General features: G+C 63.2%; 24 protein-coding genes. 17 read left to right on the top strand and 7 right to left on the bottom strand.

All coding sequences use genetic code 11. The features are described from left to right. Positions 1-138: 138 nt before the first annotated feature. The gene (locus ACFE70_RS03140; RefSeq protein ID WP_375416257.1) at positions 139-2,481 is read right to left on the bottom strand and encodes a penicillin-binding protein 1A; all 2,343 of its coding nucleotides are present in this window, start codon (positions 2,479-2,481) and stop codon (positions 139-141) included. A 195-nt stretch (positions 2,482-2,676) separates the two neighbouring features. Then, positions 2,677-5,847: a hypothetical protein gene (locus ACFE70_RS03135; protein WP_375416256.1), complete on the bottom strand. Its 3,171-nt coding sequence runs from the start codon at positions 5,845-5,847 to the stop codon at positions 2,677-2,679. A gap of 195 nt (positions 5,848-6,042) precedes the next feature. Here ACFE70_RS03135 and ACFE70_RS03130 point away from each other — a divergent pair, with 195 nt between their 5' ends. The 9 genes from ACFE70_RS03130 (at position 6,043) to ACFE70_RS03090 (ending at position 13,517) form a co-directional block, all read left to right on the top strand. Further along, positions 6,043-6,276 (top strand): AtpZ/AtpI family protein, encoded by a 234-nt coding sequence (locus tag ACFE70_RS03130; protein ID WP_375416255.1) that lies wholly within the window; start codon positions 6,043-6,045, stop codon positions 6,274-6,276. Positions 6,277-6,436: 160 nt separating this feature from the next. Continuing rightward, on the top strand, positions 6,437-6,844 hold the full coding sequence (locus tag ACFE70_RS03125; RefSeq protein ID WP_375416254.1) for a hypothetical protein: 408 nt from the start codon (positions 6,437-6,439) through the stop codon (positions 6,842-6,844). A 36-nt stretch (positions 6,845-6,880) separates the two neighbouring features. After that, positions 6,881-7,945 carry a F0F1 ATP synthase subunit A gene (gene atpB, locus ACFE70_RS03120; RefSeq protein ID WP_375416253.1) on the top strand — a complete coding sequence of 355 codons (1,065 nt, stop codon included), beginning with the start codon at positions 6,881-6,883 and terminating at the stop codon, positions 7,943-7,945. A gap of 115 nt (positions 7,946-8,060) precedes the next feature. Next, a complete protein-coding gene (atpE, locus tag ACFE70_RS03115) occupies positions 8,061-8,336 on the top strand; it encodes an ATP synthase F0 subunit C (protein WP_375416252.1) in 276 nt (91 codons plus the stop codon). Between the two features lie 170 nt (positions 8,337-8,506). Beyond that, positions 8,507-9,001, top strand: a complete 495-nt coding sequence (locus ACFE70_RS03110) for a F0F1 ATP synthase subunit B (protein WP_375416251.1) — start codon at positions 8,507-8,509, stop codon at positions 8,999-9,001. 95 nt (positions 9,002-9,096) lie between these two features. Further along, a complete protein-coding gene (atpH, locus tag ACFE70_RS03105) occupies positions 9,097-9,657 on the top strand; it encodes an ATP synthase F1 subunit delta (RefSeq protein ID WP_375416250.1) in 561 nt (186 codons plus the stop codon). A gap of 157 nt (positions 9,658-9,814) precedes the next feature. After that, a complete protein-coding gene (gene atpA / locus ACFE70_RS03100; RefSeq protein WP_375416249.1) occupies positions 9,815-11,398 on the top strand; it encodes a F0F1 ATP synthase subunit alpha in 1,584 nt (527 codons plus the stop codon). A 160-nt stretch (positions 11,399-11,558) separates the two neighbouring features. After that, a complete protein-coding gene (gene atpG, locus ACFE70_RS03095; RefSeq protein WP_375416248.1) occupies positions 11,559-12,443 on the top strand; it encodes an ATP synthase F1 subunit gamma in 885 nt (294 codons plus the stop codon). A 147-nt stretch (positions 12,444-12,590) separates the two neighbouring features. After that, positions 12,591-13,517, top strand: coding sequence for a T9SS type A sorting domain-containing protein (locus ACFE70_RS03090; protein WP_375416247.1), 927 nt, complete (start codon positions 12,591-12,593; stop codon positions 13,515-13,517). Positions 13,518-13,525: 8 nt separating this feature from the next. Here the strand turns inward: ACFE70_RS03090 and ACFE70_RS03085 are convergent, their stop codons facing one another. Beyond that, positions 13,526-14,251: an HAD family hydrolase gene (locus ACFE70_RS03085; protein WP_375416246.1), complete on the bottom strand. Its 726-nt coding sequence runs from the start codon at positions 14,249-14,251 to the stop codon at positions 13,526-13,528. Between the two features lie 114 nt (positions 14,252-14,365). On the opposite strand from ACFE70_RS03085, the gene pafA reads away from it, so the two are divergent. Next, on the top strand, positions 14,366-16,081 hold the full coding sequence (gene pafA, locus ACFE70_RS03080) for an alkaline phosphatase PafA (RefSeq protein ID WP_375416245.1): 1,716 nt from the start codon (positions 14,366-14,368) through the stop codon (positions 16,079-16,081). Between the two features lie 124 nt (positions 16,082-16,205). Next, positions 16,206-16,772, top strand: a complete 567-nt coding sequence (locus ACFE70_RS03075; protein ID WP_375416244.1) for an inorganic diphosphatase — start codon at positions 16,206-16,208, stop codon at positions 16,770-16,772. An 87-nt stretch (positions 16,773-16,859) separates the two neighbouring features. Here ACFE70_RS03075 and ACFE70_RS03070 read toward each other — a convergent pair whose 3' ends face one another. Continuing rightward, positions 16,860-17,015 carry a hypothetical protein gene (locus ACFE70_RS03070; protein WP_375416387.1) on the bottom strand — a complete coding sequence of 52 codons (156 nt, stop codon included), beginning with the start codon at positions 17,013-17,015 and terminating at the stop codon, positions 16,860-16,862. Between ACFE70_RS03070 and ACFE70_RS03065 the strand changes: the two genes are divergently transcribed. Both ACFE70_RS03065 and ACFE70_RS03060 read left to right on the top strand, forming a co-directional pair. After that, positions 17,002-17,115, top strand: a complete 114-nt coding sequence (locus tag ACFE70_RS03065; protein ID WP_375416243.1) for a DUF6766 family protein — start codon at positions 17,002-17,004, stop codon at positions 17,113-17,115. The genes ACFE70_RS03070 and ACFE70_RS03065 overlap by 14 nt on opposite strands. A gap of 78 nt (positions 17,116-17,193) precedes the next feature. Next, positions 17,194-18,027, top strand: a complete 834-nt coding sequence (locus ACFE70_RS03060; RefSeq protein WP_375416242.1) for a UbiA family prenyltransferase — start codon at positions 17,194-17,196, stop codon at positions 18,025-18,027. 99 nt (positions 18,028-18,126) lie between these two features. On the opposite strand, the gene ACFE70_RS03055 is transcribed toward ACFE70_RS03060, so the two are convergent. The 3 genes from ACFE70_RS03055 to ACFE70_RS03045 form a co-directional block, all read right to left on the bottom strand. Beyond that, positions 18,127-19,869: a S41 family peptidase gene (locus ACFE70_RS03055; RefSeq protein ID WP_375416241.1), complete on the bottom strand. Its 1,743-nt coding sequence runs from the start codon at positions 19,867-19,869 to the stop codon at positions 18,127-18,129. Positions 19,870-19,918: 49 nt separating this feature from the next. After that, the gene (locus ACFE70_RS03050) at positions 19,919-21,202 is read right to left on the bottom strand and encodes a hypothetical protein (protein ID WP_375416240.1); all 1,284 of its coding nucleotides are present in this window, start codon (positions 21,200-21,202) and stop codon (positions 19,919-19,921) included. Between the two features lie 230 nt (positions 21,203-21,432). Then, positions 21,433-22,956: an NAD(P)H-hydrate dehydratase gene (locus ACFE70_RS03045; protein WP_375416239.1), complete on the bottom strand. Its 1,524-nt coding sequence runs from the start codon at positions 22,954-22,956 to the stop codon at positions 21,433-21,435. A gap of 58 nt (positions 22,957-23,014) precedes the next feature. Here ACFE70_RS03045 and ACFE70_RS03040 point away from each other — a divergent pair, with 58 nt between their 5' ends. From ACFE70_RS03040 to sdaAA, 4 genes are all read left to right on the top strand, one after another. Continuing rightward, positions 23,015-23,824: a M949_RS01915 family surface polysaccharide biosynthesis protein gene (locus ACFE70_RS03040; RefSeq protein ID WP_375416238.1), complete on the top strand. Its 810-nt coding sequence runs from the start codon at positions 23,015-23,017 to the stop codon at positions 23,822-23,824. A gap of 139 nt (positions 23,825-23,963) precedes the next feature. Further along, complete coding sequence (gene msrB / locus ACFE70_RS03035; RefSeq protein WP_375416237.1) at positions 23,964-24,431, top strand: peptide-methionine (R)-S-oxide reductase MsrB; 468 nt, start codon at positions 23,964-23,966, stop codon at positions 24,429-24,431. A gap of 117 nt (positions 24,432-24,548) precedes the next feature. After that, entirely contained in the window at positions 24,549-25,787 is a 1,239-nt protein-coding gene (locus ACFE70_RS03030) for a hypothetical protein (protein WP_375416236.1), read from the top strand. A gap of 139 nt (positions 25,788-25,926) precedes the next feature. Continuing rightward, on the top strand, positions 25,927-26,823 hold the full coding sequence (gene sdaAA / locus ACFE70_RS03025; protein WP_375416235.1) for an L-serine ammonia-lyase, iron-sulfur-dependent, subunit alpha: 897 nt from the start codon (positions 25,927-25,929) through the stop codon (positions 26,821-26,823). Positions 26,824-26,853: the final 30 nt, after the last annotated feature.

Raw genomic sequence — 26,853 nt, 5'->3', positions numbered from 1 at the left:
TCGCCTACGATTAATAAGACGTCGAAACACGTGCCTACTTCTCCCGACGCGTGTAAGCCCATTCGTATAACTCCCTACCCCCCTCGCTGGCGCGAGCGGCAAGCCACAGAAAGACGCGCTGGCATCTTAGCGCCAGTCCTAGATATCCTCGTTTTCCAGGGCGCTGGGGTCGGCGGGCGTGAGCTTCTGGTCGTAGGAAATCGTGTCGCGCTGGCCGGCGCCGTAGTACTTCGAGCAGTCGATTTCCACGCTCAGCGGCTTGGCCGGCACGGGGAAGGGCGCCGTGCTGATGCCGATGCTCTTGTCCTTGTACACCTTCTGCATAAAAATGCCATAGAGGGGTAGGGCGAGGCGGGCACCCTGCCCATAGGTGCCGCTGCGAAAGTGGATGCTGCGGTCCTCGCCGCCCACCCACATGCCGCAAACCAGGTCGGGCGTGAGGCCCATAAACCAGGCATCGGAGTAGTTGCTGGTAGTACCGGTTTTGCCGCCCATCTCATACGGAAATTTAAAGCCCGTGTGCAGAACGGTGCTTGTGCCGCCCTGCTCGGTGGTGCTGGCTTGCAGCATATACGTCATCAGGTAGGCAGTTTCTTCACTGAGTACTTCCTTGGTTTGGGGCACGAACTCGCGCAGCACGTTGCCGTTCTTGTCCTCGATGCGCGTCACCATCATCGGCGCGGTCCAGACGCCCTTGTTGACGAACGTAGAGTAGGCGCCGCACAGCTCGTAGATGTTCACGTCGGAGGCGCCGAAGCCCACGGCCGGCACCGGGTCAATCGGGGAAGTGATACCTAGCCGTTTAGCGTAGGTCACGATGGCCTCGGGGCTGAGTTTATACACCAGCCAGGCCGTGATAGAATTCATGGAGCGGGCCAGCGCTTGCCGCAGCGTGAAGGTGCGCCCCGAAAAGCCGCCCTCGAAGTTGGTGGGCGTGTAGGGCGCGCGGCCCGCCACGGCCGGGAAGGTCGTCGCCACGTCGGGCCGCGGGTAGCACGGCGAATAGCCCTGGTCGATGGCCGCCGTGTACACAATGGGCTTGAACGTGGAGCCCGGCTGGCGCTTGCCCTGCTTGACGTGGTCGAACTGGAAATACTTGTAGTTCGGCCCGCCCACCCAGGCCTTAATCTGCCCGTTGAGCGGGTTCATGGCCATGAAGCCGGCCCGCAGGTAGCGCTTGTAATAGGCCAGTGAGTCCATCGGCGACATTAGCATCTCCTTTTCACCAGCCCAAGTGAAAACCGGCATCCGGTACTTCTTGCGCAGGTAGTAGTTGATGGAGTCCTTGTTGCTGCCGTAGCGCCCCACCAGCGACTTATACCGCTCGGTGCGGCGCATGGCATTTTCCAGAAAGCCTGGAATAACCTTGCCGTTCTCATCGCGCCAGGGCAGCTGGCCTTTCCAGTGCTGGGTAAACCACTTTTGTTGCAGCTTGAGGTGCTCGGCCACGGCCGCCTCGGCGTATTTCTGCATCCGCGAGTCGAGCGTGGTGTAGATTTTCAGGCCATCCGCATATAAGTCGTGGTCGGTGTCCTTGGCCCAGGCCTGCAGCGCCTTGGCTACTTCGGTGCGAAAATACGGCGCCAGGCCCTTGCTGGCATTTTCCACCGAATAGTGCAGCACAATGGGCTTGGCCACGTAGTCGCGCAGCTGAGTCTCGCTGATATACTGATACTTAAACATCTGGCGCAAAACCCAGTCGCGGCGCTTGCGCGAGCGCTCGGGGTTGCGGCTGGGATTGAAGCGGCTGGGCGCGTTAACGATGCCGACCAGCGTAGCCGCCTCGGGCGTGCTGAGCTGCTTGGGCGGCTTGTTGAAAAAAGTCTTGGCCGCCACGTTCACCCCGAAGGCGTTCGAGCCGAAATCCACGGTGTTCAGGTACATGCGCAGGATTTCGGCCTTGGTGTAGTTGCGCTCCAGGCGCACGGCCAGCAGCCACTCCTTGGTTTTGGTGATGAGCAGGCCCAGCTTGCCGGGACCGTTGAGGGTGCCATCGTTGAGGTTGCTGTCCTCGCCGGGGCGGGTCTTGAACAGCTTTTTGGCCACCTGCTGGGTAAGCGTCGAGCCGCCGCCGGCGCCGCCCAGCGCCGCCACGGCGCGGGCCACGCTCTTGGGGTCGATGCCCGAATGCTGCTCGAAGCGCACATCCTCGGTCGCCACGAGCGCATCAATCAGGTTCTGCGGCAGGTCTTTGAACTCGACGGGGGTGCGGTTCTCGCGGAAATACTTGCCTAGCAGCGCGCCATCGGCCGAGTAAATTTCCGACGCCAGCTCCGAGCGCGGATTTTCCAGCGTCTTCAGGTTGGGCATCTTCCCAAACAGGTTCAGGAAGTTGACGCTCACTGCGCCCACGTACAGCAGCCCGCCCACCAGGCCACCGATAAACAGCGCCCACATCGTGCGCACCAGTGCCGTGAAGCGCCCCGGTCGGGCCGGCTTGAGGGCAGGAGCCGCCCGGCGGGTAGGAGAAGAAGTCGGCATGGAAAAATACGCAGTGAAAAGAGTTAGGCAGGAAGCAGCGAAACAAAAAGCAGGAAAGCGGCGAGTAGCTCAGCGTAATCGTGCTACTCCGTACTTATTACTTTATATTTTTCGCTTGAAGCTACAAAAATAAAGCCTCCGGCGCGGGCCGGAGGCTATACGGGAATTTTAACGCTAAGCCCCGCGAAGCCGGGCCTATTTATACGTTCGCTGATAGAAACTCAAATATCCGGCCAAATCGCCCGAGGCTTGCAGCAGAGCCAGGTTTTCGAGCGTGATAACCAGGGTCTGGTAGCCGACGCCACGCAGCCGCGCCACCGGCGACTGCGGCCCGCGCAGCTTTGTGGCGTAGCTCTGCGCCACCTTGGCGCCCGGCAACGGCCGAATTACGAGCAGCTCCTGCGTCACATCCAACGGCCGTGCCTCGGCTTGCAGGTTGTTAGCGCGGAAAAACCGATTGTTGTACGTCCCAAACTGCGCGGGCAGCTCGGCGGCCGGCGGCGTGCTCTTCGGAAATACCAGCACCACCGCGTGCATGGCGCTCAGCTGCGTGACGTAAGCCGTAGCGGGTGCGGCCGGCGTGGGCACCACCGGAGCCGAAGCTGGCGCGCCGGGTGCCGGGGCGGCAGTTGGGCTGCCGGCATTGGGTGCCACGGGGGGGGTAGGGGTTTCTGTCGTGGGTGTGCCCGTCGGCGCACTAGGCGCGGTGGTCGAGGCCGTTGACGTTGTTGGGGCCGGTGCTGTTGACGCTGGCACCGTGGAAGCCCGCGGATTTGCGCGGGCCTGACGTTTGCCGACGCGGGAGGGGGTAGGGGCGGTCGGTGCTGAGAGTTGGGCTGCCGAGTTAGCCGCCGGGCTGGCCGCCGAACTGGCCGCCGGGTTGGTACCAGAAGGGGGGGTAGGAACTGCCGTCGCATCCGGCGCCACGGCCACGTAAGGCGTCTGATTGGCGCCGTAGTAGATGCGCATCCGGTTCTCGACTTCGCCCGGCCGGAACACCGACACGCCCGGCTTGTCGGTGGAAGCCAGGGCGCCGACAATCTGCCGGGCCTCGTACTTTTTATACGTATCGGCCAGCATCTGCGCCTGTGGCACGAGCGGGCTGTTGGGATATTTCTGGTAGAAAGACTCGACTGCTGCCCGTGCCGCGGGCGGCGGCTGGGTACGGATGGCCAGCAACGTGCTCAGATACGCCACCCGGTCGCTCAAGTCACTTTTCGGGTACTTGGCCTGGGTGCGCGCCAGGACGGCGCGGGCCCGCTTGAACTCCTGATTTTTATAAAGCGTAAAGGCTGAATCGACCCGCGCGGCCACCGCGTTGTGCAACGCCAGCTCGTGTTCCCGGTACTGCGGGTCTCGGATGAGCTTGGCGTAGAGCGAGTTGGGAAACTCTCGCTGCAAGGCCGCCGCGTACTCGGCCGTTTTGGCCGGGTCGGGCAGGTCCTGGTAATGCAGATAAAGCAGGTAGTAGGCATCGGGCGCGTTGGCGCCGCGAGGGTAGCGCGCCACTTGGGCAGCGTAGGTCTCAAAGCCTTTCTGAGGCTCCTTGAGCTGTTCCTTATAGATAGTCCCCAGCGCATACAGCGCCGCCTCAGTCTGCGCATTAGAAGCGAGCAGCTTCTCGGGCGTGTCGGGCAAATTTTGACGCAGCTGCACGACGAGGGCTTCCTGGGTGGCCTCGGGGGTAGGGGCCACGCTGGCGCCGGGGCCGAGGGTGCCGCCAACGTTGCGCCCGCCGGGCAACCCCGCCGGATTCTGCGGGTCGGCCGGCGCCACGCCGCCGGGCTGAATGGCGCTGGCCGCGGCGCCGCTCTGGCTATTGGTGCGCCAGTTGTCCTGCAAGGGTCGGTTGCCCCAGCGGCGCTGAAAGTCGCTGCGGGCCGTGCCCAGCGCGGCCGGGTTGTCGAAGTACCAGACTCCGCCAGCGCCCGCCCCAGCGGCTCCGGCCGTTAGGTCGGGTATATCGCGCTGCCCGGTTTGCAGGGCGCTGGCGCTGTTGGCCACATCACTGTTGCCGGCGCCGCGCGAGGCTATCTCGTCGGCGCGGGCCTGCTCCTTTTGCTGCGCCGCCAGCCGCTCGGCTTCCTGCTTTTGCGCCTGAAGCTGAGCGGTTGCCAGCGCGTTCAGCTTAGCGTCAAGCTCGGCCGGGGCCAGCTTCACCAGAGCTTGCAGGCTGTCCTGGGTTTCGATGACGGTGTACTGCTTGGCGAACTCCGTCAGGATTTCGCTGCGCTCTTTTATGGCGGCGTAGGTCGGGGCAGTTTCGCTCAGGTTCTGCACCGTGCTGTCGTAGTAGGCCGCCGCCAGCCGGTACTTGCGCAGGTTGTCGTAGTAGATGCGCCCGCTCAGCAGGTAAGTGTAGCTTTTCTGGGAGCCGTTGCGGCTGGGCGTGCGCAAGGATTTGTTCAGCAGCGCCAGCGCGGCCGGGTACTGCTGCTTGCGGTAAGCCACGCGTGCCATCTCGTAGTAGATTTTGTCGCGGTATTCCTTGTTCTTCTCATCCTTAAGCAGCTTGGCGAAGTACTTGTCGAGCCGCGCCTGATTCTCCGCGTTCAGCTCCGACACCTGCCCCAGCATCAGCTTGGCTTGAAAGTCCAGCTCGTAGGGCGGGTTGCGTTTGAGAATCTCATTCAGCTGCGCGTAGGCCTGCTTATCGTTGCCGGCTTCCTGATAAAGCTGCGCCAGGATAAAGCGGGTGCGCGAGCGCTCATTCTTCTGCGGAGTCAGGGCCGCCGCCCGCTCCAGTTGCGCGATGGCCTGGGCCGGGTCTGCGGTTTTCAGGTAGTAATCGGCGCGGGTCAGGAACAGCTCGCGGGCATCATCGGGCCGGCCGGTTTCCTTATCCAGCAAATTCGATACAGCCTTGGCATTGTCGAGCTGCTTGGTCGCCACGAAGGTGCGCATCAGCCCAATCAGCGCCTCGTGCTTGGCGTTGGCGTCCTTGCTGGTCGTGTTGACATATTTAAACGTCAGGGCCGCGTCGTCAAACTCCATCTTATAAAACCGCGCCCAGGCCACAACCAAGTAGGCATCATCGGTCCAGTCGGAGCCGGGCCGGTGCTGAATCGGCATCGAGGCTTTCTTGATGATGTCGTCCAGCTCGGTCTGGTTGGCTCGCACCGTCGTGCTGTCTAGGGTTGGGAACAGCGGCAGCACTGTATTATAGTCGTTCACGCGCGCGCCGTACAAGGCTGTTTCCACCGCGCGCAGCTTTTCGCGGGCAATAAAATAGGCATTGTCGCGGGCCGCAATATTATTAAAGGAGTGCGAAATCAGACCTTTATCGGAGGCGCAGCCTCCCAGCAGCAGAGCCGGCAGCCAGACCAGCCAGAGCCAGCGAAGCGTAGAAAGCGAGGAATTTATCAAAGCAGAAGAAAAGGCAAACCTGCCGTAAGCTGAGCAGAGAAGAACCGCCAGAACGCGCCGCCCCGGCCGAAATGTTCAGGCCCGGCGGTCCGCGTCGACCAATTAACGCACCGGCTGGGGTAAAATTACGCCTTTCCAGCAGCCCGCCCCACTCCGCCCTAACTTTGCCGTTCCCTACCCCCTCAGCTACCGCTCATGCCCCCGCCGCCCGACCTGCCCCCGCCCGGTCCGCCCGACCGTCTGCGCGCCTTCGCTAAATACTCTGGCATTGCCTTCCAGATGCTGGCCACCATTGGCCTCAGCGCCTGGCTCGGCACCTGGCTCGACGGCCACTACCACACCCGCAACCCCTGGTTCACCATTTCCCTGATGTTGCTGGGGTTGCTGGCGGCCCTGTACCAAGTCATCCGCAGCCTGACCAAAGAGTAGGGGGGGTAGGAAGCATTACTAAAAAGCCGGTCATGCAGAGCGCAGCGAAGCATCTCGCGTGCGGTCGTCAGGGTAGTAACTCAATCGTTATTTACCGCTGAGTGCTGCCCGCCCGAGATGCTTCGCTGCACTCTGCATGACGTTCTAAATGTAACCAGCCATGCGCCGCTTCCTGCGCCAGTTTCTCACCTTCACCACCGGGCTCGGCCTGTTGCTTTACGCGCTGCATCGCGTCTTCGGGCCGGCGCTGATTCATCCACTCACGGGGCTGGTATTCGGTTGCTTGGCGCTGCTCACGCTACTCACTTACTGGGTCACGGCGCGGCTCGTGGACCGCTCCCCCGACAATTTTATGGGCGCCTATTTCGGGGGCGTCGTGCTGCGGCTGCTGCTCTCTTTAGGGCTGATGCTGACCTACCTGTTGCGCGGCGGCGCCCACGAAGGCCGGGGCACCTGGACCTTCCTTGGGGCCTTCTTCCTGCTCTACTTTTCCTGGGCTGGTTTTGAAATTTGGGCTATTTTGAGTAACTTGCGGCCGTTTTCGGGGAAGCAAGTAACGGAACCATAACACGTTAGCCCGAAACACGTCACTAACCAACTTTGAATGAAGCGCTTACTGTCGATTCTGCTTTGCTTCGTCTCCCTATCCGTTTTCGCTAGCGAGCCCGCCGCATCGGCTGCCCAAGAGCAGGCGTTCAATCCGGGCGAAATGATTCTCGAACACATCGGCGACTCGCACGAGTGGCACTTCGCCACCTTCGGCGAAGGCGAGCACGGCACTCACCTGAGCCTGCCCCTGCCCATCATCGCCTACCAGCCGGGCCAGGGCCTGTCAGTCTTCTCCAGCGGCAAGCTCTCCCACGGCCAGAGCCACAACGGCCTGAAGCTGGAGCACGACAAGCTTGTGGCCGCCGACGGTAGTGGAAGCAAAGTGTACGATTTCTCTATTACCAAGAATACGGCCTCGCTGCTGTTCAGCAGCCTGCTGCTGCTGCTCGTCTTTACGGCCGTTGCCCGCGGCTACCGTCGCAATCAAGGCCGGGCGCCCAAGGGCATTCAGTCGTTTTTTGAGCCGATTATCCTCTTCATCCGCGATGAGGTAGCCAAGAAATCCATCGGTCCCAAGTACGAGCGCTACATGCCCTACCTGCTCACGGTGTTCTTCTTTATCTGGTTCAACAACCTGCTCGGCCTGATGCCCGGCGCCGCCAACCTGACCGGCAACATCGCCGTGACCCTGACCCTGGCCGTGCTGACGCTGATTATCACTTTGGCCTCATCCAATAAAAACTACTGGGCCCACATCTTCGCCACGCCCGGCGTGCCCAAAGCATTGCTGCCCATCATGATTCCGGTCGAGCTGATTGGCATCGTGGTAAAGCCGTTCTCGCTCATGGTGCGTCTCTTTGCCAATATCACGGCCGGCCACATCGTGATTTTGAGCTTCATCAGTCTCATCTTCATCTTCAAGTCGGCCGCCCTCGCGCCGGTGTCGCTGGCTTTCGGCCTGTTCATCAACGTGCTGGAGCTGCTGGTCGCCATTCTGCAAGCTTATATTTTCACGCTGCTCACCGCCATGTACATCGGCGGCGCGGTTGAGGACCACCACGACGCCGACTTGCAGATGGGCTATGACGATGGCTCGCCCACAACGCACGTGGCCCACTAAAGCTCTTCACGCGGGGCCGCTGCCTTGCAATCCTTTTTTTCGGCCGGACTGTAGCACTCCCCCCCTCCCCGCTACGGGCTCAGTCAATTTTTTCTCTTTCCCTTTTCTCTTTTTTATGTTTCTTTCTTTGTTGTTGCAGGCCGTTGCTGAGGTAGCGAATAATAGCGGTGCTGGTTTGGCCGTGATGGGCGCCGGTATCGGAGCTGGTTTGGTAGCGTTGGGCGCGGGCCTGGGCATTGGCCGCATTGGCGGTAGCGCAATGGACGCTATTGGCCGGCAGCCGGATGCTTCGGGCAAGATTCAAACCGCTATGCTGATTGTGGCCGCCCTGATTGAGGGTCTGGCGCTGTTCGCGGTGGTCGTGTGCCTGCTAATTTCCTTTAAGCTCTAAGGAAAAACGAGCTACAACTCGGCAGCCCGTTGCACGTCGCTCCGGCGCCCGCTGCAACGGGCTGCTTTCTTTTTCTAATCTATTCGGGCGGCCATCGACTGGCGGTCAGCGGCCAAGAGGCCGGCGGCTGACCGCCAAAACAGCCCGGTACCTGATAATTTATTAATCCCATGCAAATCGTAACGCCTAATTTCGGCCTGATTTTCTGGCAGTTGGTCATCTTCCTGCTGGTATTGTTCCTGCTGGCCAAGTTCGCCTGGCGCCCAATCCTGCTCTCGCTTAAGCAGCGCGAAGACAGCATCGACAGTGCCCTGCGCATGGCCGACCAGGCCAAGCTGGAGATGCAGCAGTTGAAAGCCGGCAACGAAAAGCTGCTCGCCGACGCCCGCCTGGAGCGCGACCGCACCCTGAAAGAGGCCCAGACAATGGCCAATCAGCTCATCGAAACCGCCAAAACCAAGGCTACGGAAGAAGGCAGCCGCATGATTACGCAGGCCCGCGAAGCCATCCAGCAGGAGAAAAACGCGGCCCTAGCCGAGGTGCGCAACACCGCCGCCCAGCTCAGCCTCGACATCGCTGAGCGCATCCTGCGCCGCGAACTGGCCGACCCCGCCGCCCAAACCCGGCTCGTGGACGAATATCTAAAAGACGTTAAGCTGAATTAACTTGAGCTGTTAGCTAATAGCTGTTAGCTGTTAGCTCTGCGCTAATCACATCCCAAAAGCTAATGGCTAACAGCTATTAGCTAACAGCTAAAAACATGTCCCAACAACGAGCTGCTTCCCGCTACGCGAAATCCCTGCTGGACCTGGCCCAGGAGCGCGGCACGCTGGACGAGGTGAAAGCCGACATGGACTTGTTCGCCAAGACCCTGGAGGGCAGCCGCGACTTCCGGCTGCTATTGCGCAACCCCATTGTGAAGCACGACAAGAAGCTGGCGATTTTGAAAGCCATTTTCGAGGGCAAGCTTTCCGAGGTGACCATGCGCCTGCTCACCATCATCACCGAGCATAATCGGGAAAGTGCCTTGGAGTACGTGGCAAGTGAGTTTCACACCCAGTACAACACCATGCGCGGGATGCAGGCCGCGACCGTCACTTCGGCCGCGCCGCTGACCTCCGCCTCGCGCGAGGAAATCAACCAGCTCGTGCGCCAGCAGACGGGCTTGAAGGACGTGGAGCTGACCGAGAAAGTCGATGCGGACCTGATTGGCGGCTTCGTGCTGCGCGTCGGCGACCGGCAGATTGACGACTCGGTGCGCACGAATCTGCGCAAGCTGCGCACTTCGCTGACCGAGAATGCTTATCAGAGTCAATTGTAATGACGCACTCGGCTGCGTCCCGGTGTTGAAGGCAGGGGCCGCGCCGCTACCGAGGTCGCCTCGCTGATTCCCTACCCCCCTCGCTGGCGTCAATGCCAGGAAGCGCAGCCTACCCGCGCTTCTTTTATACTCTCCCTAATTCCCTACCCCCTCTTATATGGCTGATGTACGCCCAGACGAAGTTTCCGCCATCCTGCGGCAGCAACTGTCCAATTTCAAATCGGAAGCCGAGCTGGAAGAAGTCGGCACCGTGCTCCAGGTCGGCGACGGCGTGGCCCGCATCTACGGGCTGAGCCAGGCGCAGGCCGGCGAGCTGATTGAGTTCGAAAACGGCCTGCAAGCGCTGGTGTTGAACCTCGAAGAAGACAACGTGGGCGCCGTAATGCTCGGCGATTACAGCGAGGTGCGCGAAGGCGCCACGGTGAAGCGCACCAATAAGATTGCCGCCATTCAGGTCGGCGACGGCATCGTGGGCCGCGTGGTGAACACGCTCGGCGTGCCCATCGACGGGCGCGGTCCCATCCAGGGCCAGACCTACGAGATGCCCCTGGAGCGCAAGGCGCCCGGCGTGATTTACCGCCAGCCCGTGACCGAGCCGCTGCAAACCGGCATCAAGAGCATCGACGCCATGATTCCGATTGGCCGCGGTCAGCGCGAGCTGATTATCGGTGACCGCCAGACCGGCAAGTCGGCCGTGGCCATCGATACGATTATCAACCAGCGCGAGTTTTTCGAGCGCGGTGAGCCTGTGTTCTGCATCTACGTAGCGGTCGGCCAGAAGGCCTCGACGGTAGCGCAGGTGGTGAACTCGCTCACCCGCGGCGGCGCGATGGACTATACCGTGGTCGTGTCGGCTTCGGCCTCGGACCCGGCGCCGATGCAGTTCTTTGCCCCGTTCACGGGCGCGGCCATCGGCGAGTTCTTCCGTGACACGGGCCGTCCGGCGCTCGTGGTCTATGACGACTTGTCGAAGCAGGCCGTGGCCTATCGTGAGGTGTCCTTGCTGCTGCGCCGCCCGCCGGGCCGCGAAGCCTATCCCGGCGATGTGTTCTATCTGCACAGCCGCCTGCTGGAGCGCGCCGCCAAAATCAATGCCTCGGACGTCATCGCCCGCGACATGAACGACCTGCCCGAGAGCATCAAGCACTTGGTGAAAGGTGGCGGCTCCCTGACCGCCCTACCCCTCATCGAGACGCAGGCCGGCGACGTGTCGGCCTACATCCCGACGAACGTGATTTCCATCACCGACGGGCAGATTTTCCTCGAAACCAACCTCTTCAACTCCGGCGTCCGCCCCGCCATCAACGTGGGTATCTCGGTGAGCCGCGTGGGTGGCAACGCTCAGATTAAGAGCATGAAAAAGGTTGCGGGCACGCTGAAGCTCGACCAGGCGCAGTTCCGCGAGCTGGAAGCCTTCGCCAAATTCGGCTCCGACCTCGACGCTTCGACCAAGCTCACCATTGAGCGCGGCCGGCGCAACCTCGAAATCCTCAAGCAGGCGCAGTTTTCGCCCCAGCGCGTGGAAGACCAGGTTGCCGTCATCTACGCCTCGACCAACGGCCTGCTCGACCGCGTGCCGGTGAACCGCGTGCGCGAATTCGAAAAGGAGTTCACGCAGACCATGACCGCCCGGCACCCGGAGGCGCTGGCTTCGCTCAAAGCCGGTAAGCTCGACGACTCGATTACCGGCGCCATCCGCCAGACGGTGAACGATATGATGCCGAGCTACGCCACGGCGTAGGGAATAGGAAAAATGAAATAGCACGTCATGCAGAGCGCAGCGAAGCATCTCGCTCGCGGCAGTAATCAAGCTTGACTTCACGATTGGATTACTACCCCACGCCAGATGCTTCGCAAGCTCAGCATGACCGTCTTAATGTACTTTAACAGATAGCAGCCAAATGGCTAACCTTAAAGAAGTCCGGGCCCGCATCACGTCCGTTTCCAGCACCCAGCAAATCACCAAGGCCATGAAGATGGTGTCGGCGGCGAAGCTGCGGCGGGCGCAGGACAACATCCTGCGGATGCGGCCCTACGCCCAGCGCCTGAACGCCATGCTCGGCAACCTAATGGCTTCGGCTGACGAGGATGTGCTGGCCGAGTTCGGCACGGTGCGGGAGGTGCGGCGGGTACTGATTGTGGCCGTCACCTCGGACCGTGGCTTGGCGGGTGCGTTCAACTCCAACGTGTTCAAGGGCGTCAATGCCCTGATTCGGGAGCGGTACGCCAACCTGTCGGCGGCCAGTATTTCAGTGATGGCCATCGGCAAAAAGGCGCACGAATACTACACCAAGCGCGGGCAGGCCGTGGGCAACTACACCCACGTCTTCGCCCAGCTTTCCTTCGACACCGTGCGGGTGGCAGCCGAGGCGGCGATGGATGCCTACCGCGCCGGCCAGTACGACGAAGTGGTGATGGTGTACAACGAATTCCGCAACGTGGCAACCCAGATTATCCGCACCGAGCAGCTCCTGCCCCTGCTCCCGGCCGCAACCCCGGAGGCAGCTGTGCAGACCACCAACGTGGACTACATCTTCGAGCCCAGCAAGGACGAAATCGTGCGCACGCTCATTCCGCAAAGCCTGAAAATTCAACTATACAAAGCCGTGCTGGAAAGCAACGCCTCGGAGCACGGCGCCCGTATGACGGCGATGGACAAGGCCACCGACAATGCTGGTGAGCTGCTCAAGTCGCTCAAGCTGACTTACAACCGCACCCGGCAGGCGGCCATCACGACCGAGATTCTCGAAATCGTCGGCGGCGCTGAGGCACTGGCGGCAGGGTAGCGGTGAGATAGTGATTTGGTGAAATAGTGAAAGGCCCGTTTCCGATGTGGAAGCGGGCCTTTTGCGTGGAATATATGGAAACGAGGGGGCACATTTGGTGGTGCGGGTAGCCTATGCCCTAGCACTAACACCCTCTTTTCCTTCTTTATGAAACACGTTTACACTTTCCCTAGCGCTTGGCAGTTGGCCGCGTTCCTCTTCTTATGGCTCATCGGGCCTGCGGCCCGCGCCCAAGCTCCCGCCTGGCAAACGGCCGTACTCGGCAATGGCGGTTCGTCGCAAATAGCGGCTACGGCCGCCGACGCCAGCAGCAACGTGTACGTGGCCGGGTCCTTCCGTGGAACGCTCGTCTTAGGTAGCCTGACCCTGACCAGTGCTGGCGAAAGCGACGCGTTCGTGGCCAAGTGGAGCGCCGCCACCAGTAGTTTCACTTGGGCTCAGCGCGCGGGTGGGCCGGGGGTTGATAGAGCCTATGGGGTGGCCGCAAGCGGGGCTAACGTGTACGTGGTGGGGGAGTTCAATGGCACGGCCGGCTTCGGCGCCATTGCCTTGGTCAGCGTCGGGGGCAACGACGCGTTCGTAGCCAAGCTCACCGACACCGGCCCTAGCGCCAGCTTCACCTGGGCCCAGCAGGCGGGCGGGCCGAGTTTTGACCAAGCCAATGGGGTGGCCGTGAGCGGGGCTAACGTGTATGTAGTGGGGAGCGTGACGCCCCCAGCCAGCTTCGGCCCCTTGACCTTCGCCAGGCCAACCAGCAGCGACTACGGCTTTCTGGCCTCGCTGGGCGACGTGGTCCTGGCCACCCGGACCGCGGGGCCGCTGGCGAGCCTGAGCCTGTGGCCCAACCCCGCCCACGCCGCCGCTGCCGTGCGGATACCGGCCGTGCCCGGCGCCGCTCAGGCCACTCTCACCCTGCTCGGCGCGCTGGGCCGCACGGTGCGCACCCAGACTTTACGCCTGCCCGCCGCTGGCACGACAGCCGAGCTTCCCGTCACTGGCCTGACGCCGGGCCTCTACCACTTGCGCGTGCAGGCCGGGACCTATCGGGTGAGCCAACGGCTAACGGTAGAGTAATCGGAACCCTACAGCTTCATGTACGCCCGCTCCGAGCGCGCCTTGTCCGGCTTCGGCACGCGCGGATTCTGGTCCAGCAGCTCGCGCAGATGTTCCGGCCGCAGGCCGGTGAAGTCATTGATGACGTGCAGCGGCGCCTGGAAGTTTTTCTCCTTAAGCGACGAGAGCACGGCCACGCAGCGCATGCCGGCCTTGTAGGCGGCCTGCTCGCCGAGCACAGCGTCCTCGAAGACGAGGCAATTCTCGGGACCTACCCCCAGCTTTTCGGCCACCGTGGCGAAGGTGTCGGGGTGGGGCTTGCCCTTGTCCACATCGTCCTTGCCCACCACCACATCGAAGTGGCGGCGCAGGTCGAGGTGGTCGATGATGTAGCCAATGGTGTCGGCTGGCGAGCCGGTGCCCAGGCCGATTCGGAAGCCGGCGGCGCGGGCCGCCACCAGAAAATCGGTCAGGCCGGGCGTCTCGCGGCGCTTCTCATAATACAGCACCCGGTAGAGAAACTCGCGCTGAGCGGCGTATTCCTTGAGCTGCTTTTCCGGCACCGGGTGCTTGAAGATAGTCTTGAGAATATTGGTGGCCGGCATCCCGTTGAAGCGGGCGAGCAGCTTTTTGGCGTTGGTTTCGAGGCCGAGGTCGCGGAAGAGCAGCTGAAAAGCCTTGGCCTGCACGGGCGTGTTGTCGACGAGCACGCCGTCCATGTCAAAAACCAGGGCGTAGGGGTTGGAGTTGGGCATGTGGGGTTCAACGGCGGGCAGGGGGGTAGGGGTTAGGTTGAGCTTGGCGAGCAGCAGGTCCGGTACGTAAGTCCCCGACCTATCTTTGCGGCCCGCTTTGCCAATCTTTTGCTTTTGAAAAAGCTCCTTCTATTTGCGCTGGCGGCTCTGCTGGCCGTGCCGGCGCAGGCCCGGAAACCCAATTCCCTACCCCGCCCCAAGCTGGTCGTCGGCATCGTCGTCGACCAGATGCGCTACGATTTTCTTTATCGCTACTGGGATAAGTACGGCCCGGATGGCTTTAAGCGGCTTCTGAAGCAGGGCTTCAGCTACGAGTCGGCGCACTACAACTACGTGCCGACCTACACCGGACCGGGCCACGCCAGCATCTACACCGGCACCACGCCCAGCGTCAACGGCATCGTGGGCAACAACTGGTTTGTGCGCGAAACCGGCAAAGTCACCTACGTGACTGAGGACAAGTCCGTGCAGGCCGTGGGCGGCACCGCCGCGGCCGGGCAGCAGTCGCCGCGCAACCTGCTCACGACCACCATCGGCGACGAGCTGCGGCTGGCGACAAATTTCCAGAGCAAAGTCATCGGCCTGAGCCTGAAGGACCGGGGCAGCATCCTGCCCGCCGGCCACTCGGCCACCGCCGCCTACTGGTACGACGGCGCCAACGGTGCCTTCATCAGCAGCAGCTTCTACATGAGCGATTTGCCTGCCTGGGTGAAAGCCTTCAACGACCAGAAGCTGGCCGCCCAATACCTGAGCCAGCCCTGGAACACGCTGCTGCCGCTAAGCCAGTACACCGAAAGCACGGCCGACGACGTGAGCTGGGAATCAGCTTACAAAGGCGAAGCCCGGCCCGTGTTCCCGCACGATTTGCCCCGCCTGAGCGGCGCCCTACCCCCCCAGGTGAAGGCCACCCTGCAAGCTACGGGCGAGAAAACCGCCCCCGCCGGCTCGCCCGCCACCAACTACGACCTGCTTCGCTCCACGCCCTTCGGCAACTCGCTGACGCTGGATTTTGCCCTCGAAGCGCTACGCGCCGAGCAGCTCGGCCAGCGCCCCGGCATCACCGATATGCTGGCCGTCAGCTTCAGCAGCCCTGATTACGTGGGCCATCAGTTCGGGCCCAACTCGGTGGAAGCCGAGGATACCTACCTGCGCCTCGACCGCGAGCTGGCCCGCCTGCTCACGGCGCTGGACCGGGCCGTGGGCAAAGGCCAGGCCCTGGTGTTTCTGACCGCCGACCACGGCGCGGCCCACGCCGTTGATTTTCTGAAAAGCCAGCGCCTGCCGGCCGGCGCCGTGGGCCCGGCCGCGCTGCGCGACTCGGTGCAGCGCGCCCTGGTGCGGCGCCACGGCCCCGGCACCTGGGTCCTGGATTTCGAGAACCAGCAAGTCTATCTCAACCGCCCACTGCTGGCTCAGAAGCGCCTGCCACTGGCCGACGTGGAGGCCGAAGTAGCTGATTATCTGCGCGCCTACCCCGGCGTGGCGGCCGCCCTGCCCGCCCTGGATTTGCAAAGAAGCCACTGGACCAGCGGCCCGGTGATGCAGCAGGAAAACGGCTTCTACGCCCCGCGCAGCGGCGATGTGCTGGTCACGTTCGCCCCCGGTTGGCTCGAAGCCTACGCCTTTCCGGTGGTGAAGGGCACGACCCACGGCTCGGGCGGCGCGTATGACACGCACGTGCCGCTGCTCTTCTGGGGCTGGGGCGTGCGCCACGGTGAATCGGCTGCGCCGGCTCGCATCGTAGATGTGGCCCCCACGCTGGCCCGCTGGCTGCACATTCAGGAGCCCAGCGGCTGCACCGGCGCGCCGCTTTTGGAGGCAATGAAATAATCGACTGTCATCCTGAGCTTGCGAAGGACCTTCTCACGTGAGAAGGTCCTTCGCAAGCTCAGGATGACAGTCGATTTCTACTTCCCTTTCGTATTTCAATTTTCAAAAATCACCCACCCCCAAAATGGCCAACCATTTCAATTCCTGGCACGACGTCGTGCCCGGCACCAATTCCCCCGTCAACGTCAACGCCATCATCGAAATCCCGAAGGGCAGCAAGGGCAAGTACGAGCTGGATAAGGACAGCGGCCTGCTTAAGCTCGACCGGGTGCTGTTCTCGGCCGTGCACTACCCCGCCGCCTACGGTTTCATTCCCCAAACGTATTGCGACGACCACGACCCGCTCGACATTCTCGTGCTCTGCTCCGTCGACGTGCCCCACATGTGCCTGATGGAAGCCAAGGTCATCGGCGTGATGCAGATGGTGGACCAGGACGAGGAGGACGACAAAATCATCGCCGTGGCTGCCCACGATGTGAGCGTGAACCACTACAACGACATCAGCGCCCTACCCCCCCACCTGCTGCTGGAGTTCCGCCGCTTCTTTGAAGATTATAAGGCGCTGGAAAACAAGCAGGTAACTGTGGAGCGCTTCATGGGCCGCGAAGACGCCTACAACATCATCGAGGACGGCATCAAGCTCTATAAGGAGACCTTCGGGGAGAAGGCCGGGGTGAAGCTGCTGAAGTAGCTTTGGTTGCCCTTCGCCCTACCCCGCCCCGTCATCCTGAGCCCGGCGAAGGACTTTTTCCCGCGAGGAAAAGCACTAATCAACCGATTACTGCAAAATCATTCTGCTTTGATAAGCTCCTTCGCTGAGCCCCGAGAACCAGCAGCAAAGCGAGGCCGCCGTGAGCACCTGGAAGTAGCTAGCCACCGCGCGCTTCTGGTTTGAAAGCTCGCGAAACTGGCAGAGCGAGATGGTGAGCATCATCTCTATCGTGGGCCTGAGCATCTTCCTGCGTCAGCACGGCTCGCCCCAAAGCAAGCCCGTGGACGCCCCAATAGCCAAATCAGGAAGGAATGAAGAGTGAGGAATCATGGTCAGGCGCATCGTTTATTCGTCCCTTCTCATTCTTCATTCTTCGTTAAGCGCAGCGTTATATAGCAGCTTGTGGCTAGCGGCGGCGGCGGGCCTGCTCACGGCCGGCACGCTGCGTGAGTGGGGGGTAGGGCTGGGGCGGGGGGGTAGGGAAATAGCCCACCTGCCCTGGCTCGCGTTTGCCGCCACGCTGCTGGTGTATAATCTTGATGCGGCGCTGCCCTACAAGCACGGGCAGCCCGCCGGCGCCTCGGCCCGCCGGCAGTGGCAGCAGCAGCACCGCAGGCTGCTGCTGGCGCTGGCGGCGGGAGCGGCGGCGATGGCGGGCTGGTTTTTTCTGGTCGATGGCTGGTGGCGGCACCCGGTGCTGCTGGGGCACCTGGCGGCGCTGGCGCTGCTCTATTCGGTGCCAGTGCCCGGCTGGGCCTGGCGTGGGTTGAAGCGCGAGGGGGGGGGTAGGGGCCGCGCCCTGCGCGAAATTCCGCTGCTCAAGGGCTGGCTTATTGCCTACGTATGGGCCGCCGTCACGGTGGGCCTGCCCGCGCTGGCGCTTGAGCGGACTCTCGCCCAAACCTGGCCCCTGCTGGCCCAGCGGCTGCTGCTGGTGCTGGCTCTGGCCCTGGTCTTCGACATCCGCGACGTGAGCCGCGACCGGGCGGCGGGGCTGCGCACGTTTCCGGTGGTGGTGGGCGTGGCCGCGACGCGCTGGCTGGGCGTAGCGGCCCTGGCCTTGTCGGTGGGGGTAGGGATTTATCGGGGCGAAAGCCTGGCGGCGCTGCTGCTGCCGGCTGGCTGCGCCGCCGCCGCCATCGTGGGCGCTACGGAGGCGCGCGGCGACTATTACTTTGCCCTCTTCACCGATGGGGTGCTGCTGGTGCGGGCAGTGATGTATTTCGTGTTTTAAAGCTCGTGCCGGCCGCGGTGACTTTCTTATGGGCGGCCAACGTTAATTTAAAAGGCATAGAAGCGGGCGCCTGTCCCGCCGCGCCGGCGTTTTCTGGCGTCACCTGACCACTGCCGGAGCCCTGGTGATGAGTTCGACCGCCCGGTCGCGCAGCTCATCGTGCCCTGCCCGCAGCCCTGCTATGGTCGGACGCACGAGCACGTCGGGCACGAGGCCGACGCGCTGCGTCTCGCGGCCATCGGGATAGTAAACCCCGAGGCCGGTCATCAGCGTTTTCAGGTCGCCGGGCAGCGTAATGCGGGTTGAGTTGCCATCCGCGCCCGCCGTCTGGCTGCCCAGCAGCGTAGCGTGCGGCGTGGCTCGCAAGGCCATCGCCGTGAACTCGGCCGCGCTCCGGCTCACCTCATTGACCAGCACCACGACCTGACCAGTGTAGGGCGCCGGGCCCACGGGCTTGATGGTGTCAGCCGGAAACCACACGAAGCGTCCTGGGTAATTAGGGTCACGCTGCGTAAATTTCGCGAACGGGACTGGCCGCGCCAGAAAAAAGCCCGGCATTTCCGTAGCGACAAAATCGCCCGGATAGTTGCGCTGGTCCACCACGATGCCTTTCGTGTGGGCAAAGGCCTTCATAATCACGGCCAGCTTATTCGCCTTGATGCGGGCCATGTCGACGTAGCCCACGTCGGGCGTCAGAAACCGGTACATACTATCGGCCACGGCCGGCGCTACGGGCGGCACCGCTCCCACCTTCACGGCGGGCGCGACGAGGCGCAGCGGCCGGCCGGCGCGCACCACCCGCACGGCGAGCTGCGGCGTGGCGCAGTAGAGCAGGTTCAGGGCAATCGTATTCAGCTGCGCCGCCCGGTTGGAAGCCCCGGTTTCGGGCAGGCGCTGCTTCACCAGGGCGGCCACTGAGGTGCCCGCCAGGTGGGTCAGGATGTCGCCTGGCGCCAGCGGCGGCGGGGGCACGAGCCCATCGCGGCGCACGCGCACGACCACGGCCTGGTCATCCAGGAACTGCACGTCGGCGGCCACCTGGTAGGCGCCGCGCTCGGCTTCCAGCAGCGGGTCGGGCGGGTAGAACCGGGCGTGGCCGTCGTGCACGCGGGCAAACAAGGCCAGCGCCGCGTGCCGGTAGGCCAGGGGCGTGGTGGCTTCGGCAAAGCGGGGCAGCAGGTCAGTCAGCACGTCGGACCAATCCTCGTTCCAAGTATACGGGTAGGGGTAATAGTACTGGAGCATGTTCCAGTAGCGGCACAGGGCCAGCAGGCGCAGGCCCGGCGTGGGGCAGGCCTGGTCGGCGTAGGCTTCCTCGTGGGGAAAGACCGTATTGGACCCATTTTGGGTCACGTAGTAGGGCGCACCCTGGTAGCGGTTGGCCTCAATAAAGGCCAGCTGCTGGCGCAGCGGCGCGCTGAAGCGCTTCGCATTCCAGGCCCAGCGCAGGTCGGGAGCCAGGCGCACCGGCTTGGTGGGCGGTACGGCGCAGGCCGGGCAGGCTGGCACGGGCCCCAGGCCGGTAATCCAGGTACTAAGCAGGCGGCTGCACTCGGCCTCTGAGCGGCAGGCGAGCACCAAAGGCAGTTGGCGCAGCAGCTCGGCGTCCCAGTCGCGCTGGCCGCCCGCCACGGCTGGGTGAAAGTATTTTAGAAAGCCCCACACCTGACCCAGCGCCGCGACATGTTCCACCTGCCGGGGCGTTAAGCGAGGCAGCTCTTCGGTCGCTGCGGGGGGTAGGGCACCAGAAAGAGCCGCCGCGGCAAGCCCCGGCTGGGCGCGCAGACTGGGCACGGAGCAATTAAGCCCAAGGGCCAGTAAGGAAAGCAGGAAACGGGACATGCTATGAAGAAAGGAGAAGGTCGCTTGGATAGGGGGTGGCTTTTACTCTTTAGGGTGACGCCTGGTGGAGGACCAGTTGGTTTCCCTTTTGCAACCAAGTGATGGTGTGGCGCCACGCGTGCATTTTCTGAATACCGCGACTTGCCAGCAGGTGCCAGGTTTCGCCATTGGTACGGGTTTCCAGCACCTCGCCGGTTTCGGCCAGGATGTAGCCCGTAGGAGTGCCAGGCACAAACTCGACCTGCTCGAAGCTGGTGAACGGGGGCACGGGCACAGGCCGCCACTGCCCGGTGGTGAAGCGCAGAAGCTGTTTGGCGGGGAGCGCGACGTACTCAAGGTTGCCTTGGCTGAGGTGAGGCTTGCGACCCGCCAAAGTCACCCAGAGGTCGCCGGTACCGGCTTGAGACAGGGAATGCACGTCCACCGTATCGGGAACATCCAGCAGTTTGCTCGGTGGGCGCAGGCTAGTTGGTAAGATGAATATGTTGCCCGCAGTAGCGCTCATTACTGTGCGGGGAAAGGTTGGCATCCGGTCGCTACCAAAGACGTAGAGAACTGAATCCTGGGCTGAGATTAGAAAGCCCGTGATACCGCGGCTCACTCGAACGGAGTAGGGATGCTGGCTGGAATTTGTGGCCAGCTGGGGCGTGCGCGTGGCGTCGGTGCCATAAATCCAGATATCGCCATCGCCGTGCAGCGGTACCTTGCCAGCCTGCTCGCGGGCGTAGGTGCCCACCAAAAAGTTGCGCCCGATGGCAGTCAGGGCCGTAGAGTAGAAATTACTCGGAATTTGATGCGTTTCCCAGCTACTACCCTGGTTTTGCGTGAGGGCGATGAATGAGTTTTGCCCTTTGTTGCCAACATAATGATGAAATGAGGGGCGGCTCAGGGGCAGTTGGGTAAGCCAGGTAGCGTGGGGTGAGTTGGGGTCGGGGGTGCGGTAGCGTTGCCACGCCGAGCCACAGGAAAACAGTAGCGCACCCGCCAGCAGGAACCCGCTCAGGTGAGAGAGCAGGCGGCGGGTCCGGTGTCCCTGCTGGCGCCCCCACCAAACCAGCCACACGAGCAAGAGCAGGGGTAGTGCGGCCACGCCCAATGCCCCTTTTTGCGCCGGGTGCTCGGCCGCCGGGGTCGTGCCGACCAAGGCTCCGTGCGTTTGGTCGCGGAAATAGAAATGCGAGATGGTAAACTGACCAGGTGTTTCTACCAGCGTGGTCTGCTGGCCCGTGAAGCGAAATAACTGCCCGGTTTGGGTTAAGACGTAGCCCGAGGAATCAGTTAAGAATTGAAAGTCCCGGAGTGGCGGAAGATTACTGAATGTAAAGGTTCTCATTGGGACTGAGCCGAAAAAACACTGCGCTAAGCGCAGGGGGTGGTAAACGCAAAAGTTGCTTTATTTCGAGAAGCGTTGCATAGAACACCTCACGTAAAGCGGGTTTCTACAAACTGCCTACCTCTGTATGTAAAGGGACAATTCTCTTTATCAGCAACATTCTTAGCTAATCCGCCTGATAAAGCTGCTCAGTCTCAGCAGATTTCACAAGGCCTATTTCAGGTTTACTTTCAACCCGTCAGCTCGCGCAGCGCCGGCCCAGTTTGCCTCACCAAATCTCCCGCAATCAGCCCGGCCTCGCCCACCTCGGCCGCCGCCAAATCGCCGGCCCGACCGTGGGCAAACACGCCCAGCCGCGCCGCCTCGAAGGCCGTGAGCTGCCGGTGGGCGCGCAGGGCCAGTAGCAGGCCGGTGAGCACGTCGCCGGAGCCGCCGGTGCCCATGCCGGGGTTGCCGCTGCCGTTGAAGTGCAGCTCGCCTTCGGGCGTGGCCAGGCAGGAGTAGGCGCCCTTCAGCACCACCAGGCAGCGATGGACTTGGGCAAAGTCGCGCAGCAAATCCAGGCGGTGGTAGTCGTCGCGGGCGGGCTGGGTGAGGCGCTCGAATTCCTTGGGGTGGGGCGTGAGAATGGTGTTTTCAGGCAGTAACTCCAGCAGCTCGCGGTGGGCGCCGAGCAGGTTAAGCGCGTCGGCGTCGAGGACCAGCGGTAGGGGGCGGGCTTCGGAAGTAACGGTCGCCGCTTCCAGCAGCGAGCGCAGCACGGCCAGGCTCGCCGTATCCTGCCCCAGGCCGGGGCCGATGCCCACGGCCTGATAGGGCGTCAGGTCGGGCAGCTCGCTGATAAAGTCCGGGTGCGGGTCGGCCAGGTACATGGCTTCGGGCACGGCAGTTTGCAGGATGTCATAGCCGCCGGCCGGCCCGCGCACCGTGAGCAGGCCCACGCCGCCGCGCAAAGCGGCGCGGGCGGCCAGCACGGCGGCGCCCACTTTGCCGCGGCTGCCGGCCAGCAGCAAGGCGTGGCCGAAGGTGCCCTTGTGGGCGAATTTCGGGCGGCGTGGCAGGGCGCCGGTCAGTGCGGCGGCATCAGTGAAGTGCCAGGGGGTAGGGGCTTGCGCGATGAAGTCGGCGCTCAACCCGATGTCTAAAACTTCCCACTGGCCCACAAACCCAGCGTTCTGCGGCAACAGGAACGCCAGCTTGGGCAAGCCGAAGCTGACGGTATAATCAGCGCGCACGACAACAGAATCGAGCGGTTGTGCTTCATCTGCAAACAATCCGCTTGGTAGGTCTATGGCTACAACCCTGGCTTGAGCAGCGTTTAGAATTTGTGCTACAGCGGCTCCAACACTATAAAGTGGGCGTCGCAATCCGGTGCCAAGCAGAGCATCAATTACTAGAGTACCTGATTCGACTATTGGTAAGTCGTCGTGCCGAATATTGAGAATAGGAATGGTGGGAAGTTGTTGACGTGCACGTATCCAATCCTCAGAATAATTGCTAGAAGGTAGCAGGGCCACGCGCATCTGGTAGCCAGCTTGGTGTAGCAGCCGGGCGACGGCCAGGCCGTCGCCGCCGTTGTTGCCGGGGCCGCACAGCACCAGAATTTCACCAGCTTCGGCTTGGTCGAATTGCCCGAAAAACCACTCGGCAAAAGCGGCGGCGGCGCGCTCCATCAGCTCGCCGGAAGTGATGTTTTGGCTCTGTATGGTGGCTTGGTCGAGCTGGCGGGTTTGGGCGGCGGAGAGGATTTTCATGGATGAGGTGCGAGGGCGCGCTGGGGAACGAATGACCAAGCGAACCGTACGCTTGCCAATGTTTAAGTACGTAACAGGCCTGCTGGCCGTCGCCGTAGCGGCGGGATGCTCTGACAAGCGGCCCGAAACCGCCGCCCGCGTCCGGCCCGCCGCTACCCCGGTCGCGGCGGCCGATACGGTGCCGGGCAGCGGGGGCATCATCCCGCGGGCCGTGGCCCTGGCCCAGGTGCCGGCCAGCCTGCGCCAGCCGGGCCAGCTGCTCGAAGCCTGGCACTGGCCCGATGCCAACGGCGAAAACCTGCTGGTCGTGTTTCGCGGCGAAGCGGCCGCGCCGCCCCCGCCGGCCGCCGCGGCGTCCTACGCGTTCAATGAGCTGACGACCGGCGCCGGGCCGGCCTACACGGCCCAGCTCAGCGTGCGGCAGTACGTGCGCCGCCAGGGCGCCTACGCTGAGCTGTGGCGCCTGCGCGACTTTGTGACCAACTGCCCGCTGCGCCTGACCCTGCGCCCGCTGCCCGGCAGCACAGCCATCACCGACCTCGACCACGACGGCCGCAGCGAAACCACGCTCATCTACGCGCTGGCTTGCCGCAGTGGCCCCGCCAGCGCGGGCCTGAAGCTGATTATGCGCGAGGGCAAGGCCAAGTACGCGCTGCGCGGCGCCACGGTGCGACCAGAACCGCCGGCTGCCGCCGGGCCGGGCCCACCCACCGACCCCTGCTGCCTGAATGAGCTGAGCCCGGCCCAGCGGCGCCTGGGCGAGCCGGGCGGCTACTACCAGACCGAGGCGGGCTTCCGGGGCGCGCCGCCGGCCTTTCTGCCCTTTGCCAGGCAGCACTGGCAGAAGTTTAGCTCTGAAAACAACTAGGGGGGTAGGGAAACCGGCCGCCTGGTGGCCCGGCGGGGCGAAGGCAAAAGCGCGCAAACTTCCTGCTGCCGGCCCGCGTTTGGCCTGAGCGCATTCGCATCGCAGCAAATCCCCTCATCCGCAAACTTTAAACTACCCCATGCAAACCTGGAACGACGTTATCCGCCTCGCCAACCACGGCGCCCCTACCCCCCCCCGCCGCGTCGAGAAGACCCCCGCCGAGTGGCGCCAGCAGCTCACGCCGGAGCAGTTTCACGTCACCCGCGAGCACGGCACCGAGCGCGCCTTCACCGGCGAGTACTGCGAGGCCCATGAGGCGGGCCTCTACGCCTGCGTGTGCTGCGGCACCCCGCTCTATGACTCGCGCACCAAGTTCGAGTCGGGCACCGGCTGGCCCAGCTTCACGGCGCCCGTCGAGGAGGCGGCCGTGCGCTACAAGAAGGACACCAGCTACGGCATGACCCGCGTCGAGGTGCTCTGCAACGTGTGTGATGCCCACCAGGGCCACGTCTTCCCCGACGGCCCGGCCCCGAGCGGGCTGCGCCTGTGCATCAACTCGGCCAGCATCAAGCTGGTGCAGTCGCCGGCCGAGCCGGCCGCGAAATAAGGCGGCGGGGAATAAATTGTAATAATTAAATAATACAAGGTAGCCTCTTGCCGGGCAGCGTACTTTCGAGCCTGATTAGCCAATAGTGGCTGGTCAGGCTTTTTATATTTTTCTTATATGATTAAAAAGGTACTCGTTATTCTGGGTTTGACGCTGACTTCGGCGGCGCAGGCCCAAACCACTCCGGCTGTTACGGACCAGGTGCGGCTGCCGGGCCAGCACCCCGGTGTCAACCCGCAGGCGGCCCGGACCGGCGAAGTCTCGCAGCTACAGCAGGTGCTGGCCCAGAACTACGGCGGTGGCGCCTGGACTGATGTTGGGCGTCAGACCTACCTGCGCTACCACACCGCCACGCTGCCGGGCCTGATTCGGGCGGAGCGTAAAAACGGGGCAAACTGGGTGACTACCGGGGCCCACCGCTACCAGTACAACACGGCCGGCGAAATCCAGTCCGACACCACCGACCAGTACGTGCAGGCACCGGCTGGGGCTTATGCCGCGACCGTCAGCGCCTTCAATACGCCCAGCCAGGTGCGCCAGCAGTGGCATACCATGCGCGACCTGTTCAATCCCACTGAGCCTTGGGATACGCTCCAGCGCAGCACTTACACCTACAACGCGGCTGGTCAGCGCACGCAGCGGCTAGAGGAGTCATATGCTTTTGGCTCATTCGAGGAGCACTCGCGCCACCTGTGGACTTACAACTCGCTGGGTCAAATCACCGTGTATGAGATACAAAGCGCGCCCAATGGTGACGCGGAGTGGGGTCCGTTGCAACGCTTCACGTACACCTACAACGCGGCCGGGAAAATGCAGCAGTTCGTGGCGGAGATTATTAACATCGCCACCCTGAACAGCTACGTACTCTCGTCCCGCCACACGCTTCAGTATGACGCGCAGGGCCGCGAGTCGGTGCTGGCCAGCGAAGAGCGGGAAAACGATGCCTGGCTGGTTAACTCCCAGACTCTCTACGCTTACAACCCAACTGGCGACCTGGCCTCGGCCACGCTGCAAGGCTGGGACGGCAGCGCGTTTCAGAACGTGCAGCGCCTGCTGTTCACCTACGCGCAGGTGCTGAGCGCGCACCAGCCCGCCGCCGGCGTCCGGGCGCTGGCCGTGGTCCCCAACCCCAGCACCCCCGACGCGCCCGCCCAACTGCTGCTGGAGCCCGGCGCGGCTTCGGCCACGGGCGCCGTGTACGACCACCTGGGCCGCCGCGTGGCCGGGCTGAGCTGCCCGCCGGCCCAGGCCGCGCGCGGTTTCCTGCCCCTGCCCGCGGGCCTGCCCGCCGGCCTCTACGTAGTGCGCCTGCAAACGGGTGCCCGGCAGTGGCAGGCCCGCTGGGACAAGCGCTAAGCGGCCTGGCCCGCTGCCAGAATCTTTGCTGACCCCGGCACAAACGGGCCGCTCCCCGCACCGGGGGGCGGCCCGTTTTGTTGTGCTTGCCCGTACTTTTCGGTTGTTGCTTTATTCCCTACCCCCCTCCCACCCCGCCATGTCCCTGCTCTTCACTGATTTTGCTTCCTGGAGCGCCCACTGCGCCGCCACCGGCGAGCCGCTTTACCAGCCGGTGCTGGACTACGAAATCGAGCAGAAAGGTCGCGCCGAGGCCGACATCTGGGCCGGCCTGCAACGGGCCTACGACGTGATGCGCGAAGCCGTGCACGAGGGCCTGACCGGCAACATGACTTCCCGCTCGGGCATGATAAACAACGGCGCCAAGAAGCTGGCGGCCTCGCCGGTCACGGTGCTCTCGCCGGAGTTTAAGCAGCTCATCACGCGGGCGTTAGGAGCTAAGGAAGTGAACTCCTGCATGGGCCGGGTGGTGGCGGCGCCCACGGCCGGCGCCTCGGGCATTCTGCCCGGCGTGCTGGTCACGCTCCAGGACTTGCATAAGCTCGCTGACCGTGCCATTCTGGAAGGCTTGCTGGTGGCGGCTGGCATAGCCCTGATTATCGAACAGAACGCCTCGCTGGCCGGCGCGGTGGGCGGCTGCCAGGCCGAAACCGGCTCGGCGGCGGCGATGGGCGCGGGGGCCATCGTGTACTGTCTGGGTGGGCCCGTGGAGCAGGTGTTCGCCGCCGTGGCCGTCACCATTCAGTGCATGTTGGGGCTGATTTGCGACCCGGTGGCGGGCCTGGTCGAGGTGCCCTGCGTGGTGCGCAACGCCTCGGCGGCGGCCATTGCTTTTTCCTCGGCCCAGATTGCCATTGCCGGCATCGACCCCGTGATTCCCGTGGACCAGTGCGTGGCGGCGCTCGGCGAAGTGGGGCAGAGCATGGAAACCCGCTATAAGGAAACCGCACTCGGCGGGCTGGCGAACACCAAGCGGGCCAGGGAGATTGAGCGGGTGGTGCTAGTGCAGGAGGTGGATATTCTGCCGGACTCCTGAAGTAAGTTTAACGCGAAGTTTAAAAAAAAG

This window comes from uncultured Hymenobacter sp. (assembly GCF_964243305.1).
GTDB lineage: Bacteria > Bacteroidota > Bacteroidia > Cytophagales > Hymenobacteraceae > Hymenobacter.
Note: the sequence above shows the minus strand (reverse complement) of the source record. Positions and strands in the feature narration are given on the sequence as shown.

Bases quoted from the DNA above. Each gene is read 5' to 3' on its own strand.
- ACFE70_RS03140 (WP_375416257.1), bottom strand. From the start codon at position 2,481: ATGCCGACTTCTTCTCCTACCCGCCGGGCGGCTCCTGCCCTCAAGCCG.
- ACFE70_RS03130 (WP_375416255.1), top strand. From the start codon at position 6,043: ATGCCCCCGCCGCCCGACCTGCCCCCGCCCGGTCCGCCCGACCGTCTG.
- ACFE70_RS03125 (WP_375416254.1), top strand. From the start codon at position 6,437: ATGCGCCGCTTCCTGCGCCAGTTTCTCACCTTCACCACCGGGCTCGGC.
- atpB (WP_375416253.1), top strand. From the start codon at position 6,881: ATGAAGCGCTTACTGTCGATTCTGCTTTGCTTCGTCTCCCTATCCGTT.
- atpE (WP_375416252.1), top strand. From the start codon at position 8,061: ATGTTTCTTTCTTTGTTGTTGCAGGCCGTTGCTGAGGTAGCGAATAAT.
- ACFE70_RS03110 (WP_375416251.1), top strand. From the start codon at position 8,507: ATGCAAATCGTAACGCCTAATTTCGGCCTGATTTTCTGGCAGTTGGTC.
- atpH (WP_375416250.1), top strand. From the start codon at position 9,097: ATGTCCCAACAACGAGCTGCTTCCCGCTACGCGAAATCCCTGCTGGAC.
- atpA (WP_375416249.1), top strand. From the start codon at position 9,815: ATGGCTGATGTACGCCCAGACGAAGTTTCCGCCATCCTGCGGCAGCAA.
- atpG (WP_375416248.1), top strand. From the start codon at position 11,559: ATGGCTAACCTTAAAGAAGTCCGGGCCCGCATCACGTCCGTTTCCAGC.
- ACFE70_RS03090 (WP_375416247.1), top strand. From the start codon at position 12,591: ATGAAACACGTTTACACTTTCCCTAGCGCTTGGCAGTTGGCCGCGTTC.
- ACFE70_RS03085 (WP_375416246.1), bottom strand. From the start codon at position 14,251: ATGCCCAACTCCAACCCCTACGCCCTGGTTTTTGACATGGACGGCGTG.
- ACFE70_RS03075 (WP_375416244.1), top strand. From the start codon at position 16,206: ATGGCCAACCATTTCAATTCCTGGCACGACGTCGTGCCCGGCACCAAT.
- ACFE70_RS03065 (WP_375416243.1), top strand. From the start codon at position 17,002: ATGGTGAGCATCATCTCTATCGTGGGCCTGAGCATCTTCCTGCGTCAG.
- ACFE70_RS03070 (WP_375416387.1), bottom strand. From the start codon at position 17,015: ATGATGCTCACCATCTCGCTCTGCCAGTTTCGCGAGCTTTCAAACCAG.
- ACFE70_RS03055 (WP_375416241.1), bottom strand. From the start codon at position 19,869: ATGTCCCGTTTCCTGCTTTCCTTACTGGCCCTTGGGCTTAATTGCTCC.
- ACFE70_RS03050 (WP_375416240.1), bottom strand. From the start codon at position 21,202: ATGAGAACCTTTACATTCAGTAATCTTCCGCCACTCCGGGACTTTCAA.
- ACFE70_RS03045 (WP_375416239.1), bottom strand. From the start codon at position 22,956: ATGAAAATCCTCTCCGCCGCCCAAACCCGCCAGCTCGACCAAGCCACC.
- ACFE70_RS03040 (WP_375416238.1), top strand. From the start codon at position 23,015: ATGTTTAAGTACGTAACAGGCCTGCTGGCCGTCGCCGTAGCGGCGGGA.
- msrB (WP_375416237.1), top strand. From the start codon at position 23,964: ATGCAAACCTGGAACGACGTTATCCGCCTCGCCAACCACGGCGCCCCT.
- ACFE70_RS03030 (WP_375416236.1), top strand. From the start codon at position 24,549: ATGATTAAAAAGGTACTCGTTATTCTGGGTTTGACGCTGACTTCGGCG.
- sdaAA (WP_375416235.1), top strand. From the start codon at position 25,927: ATGTCCCTGCTCTTCACTGATTTTGCTTCCTGGAGCGCCCACTGCGCC.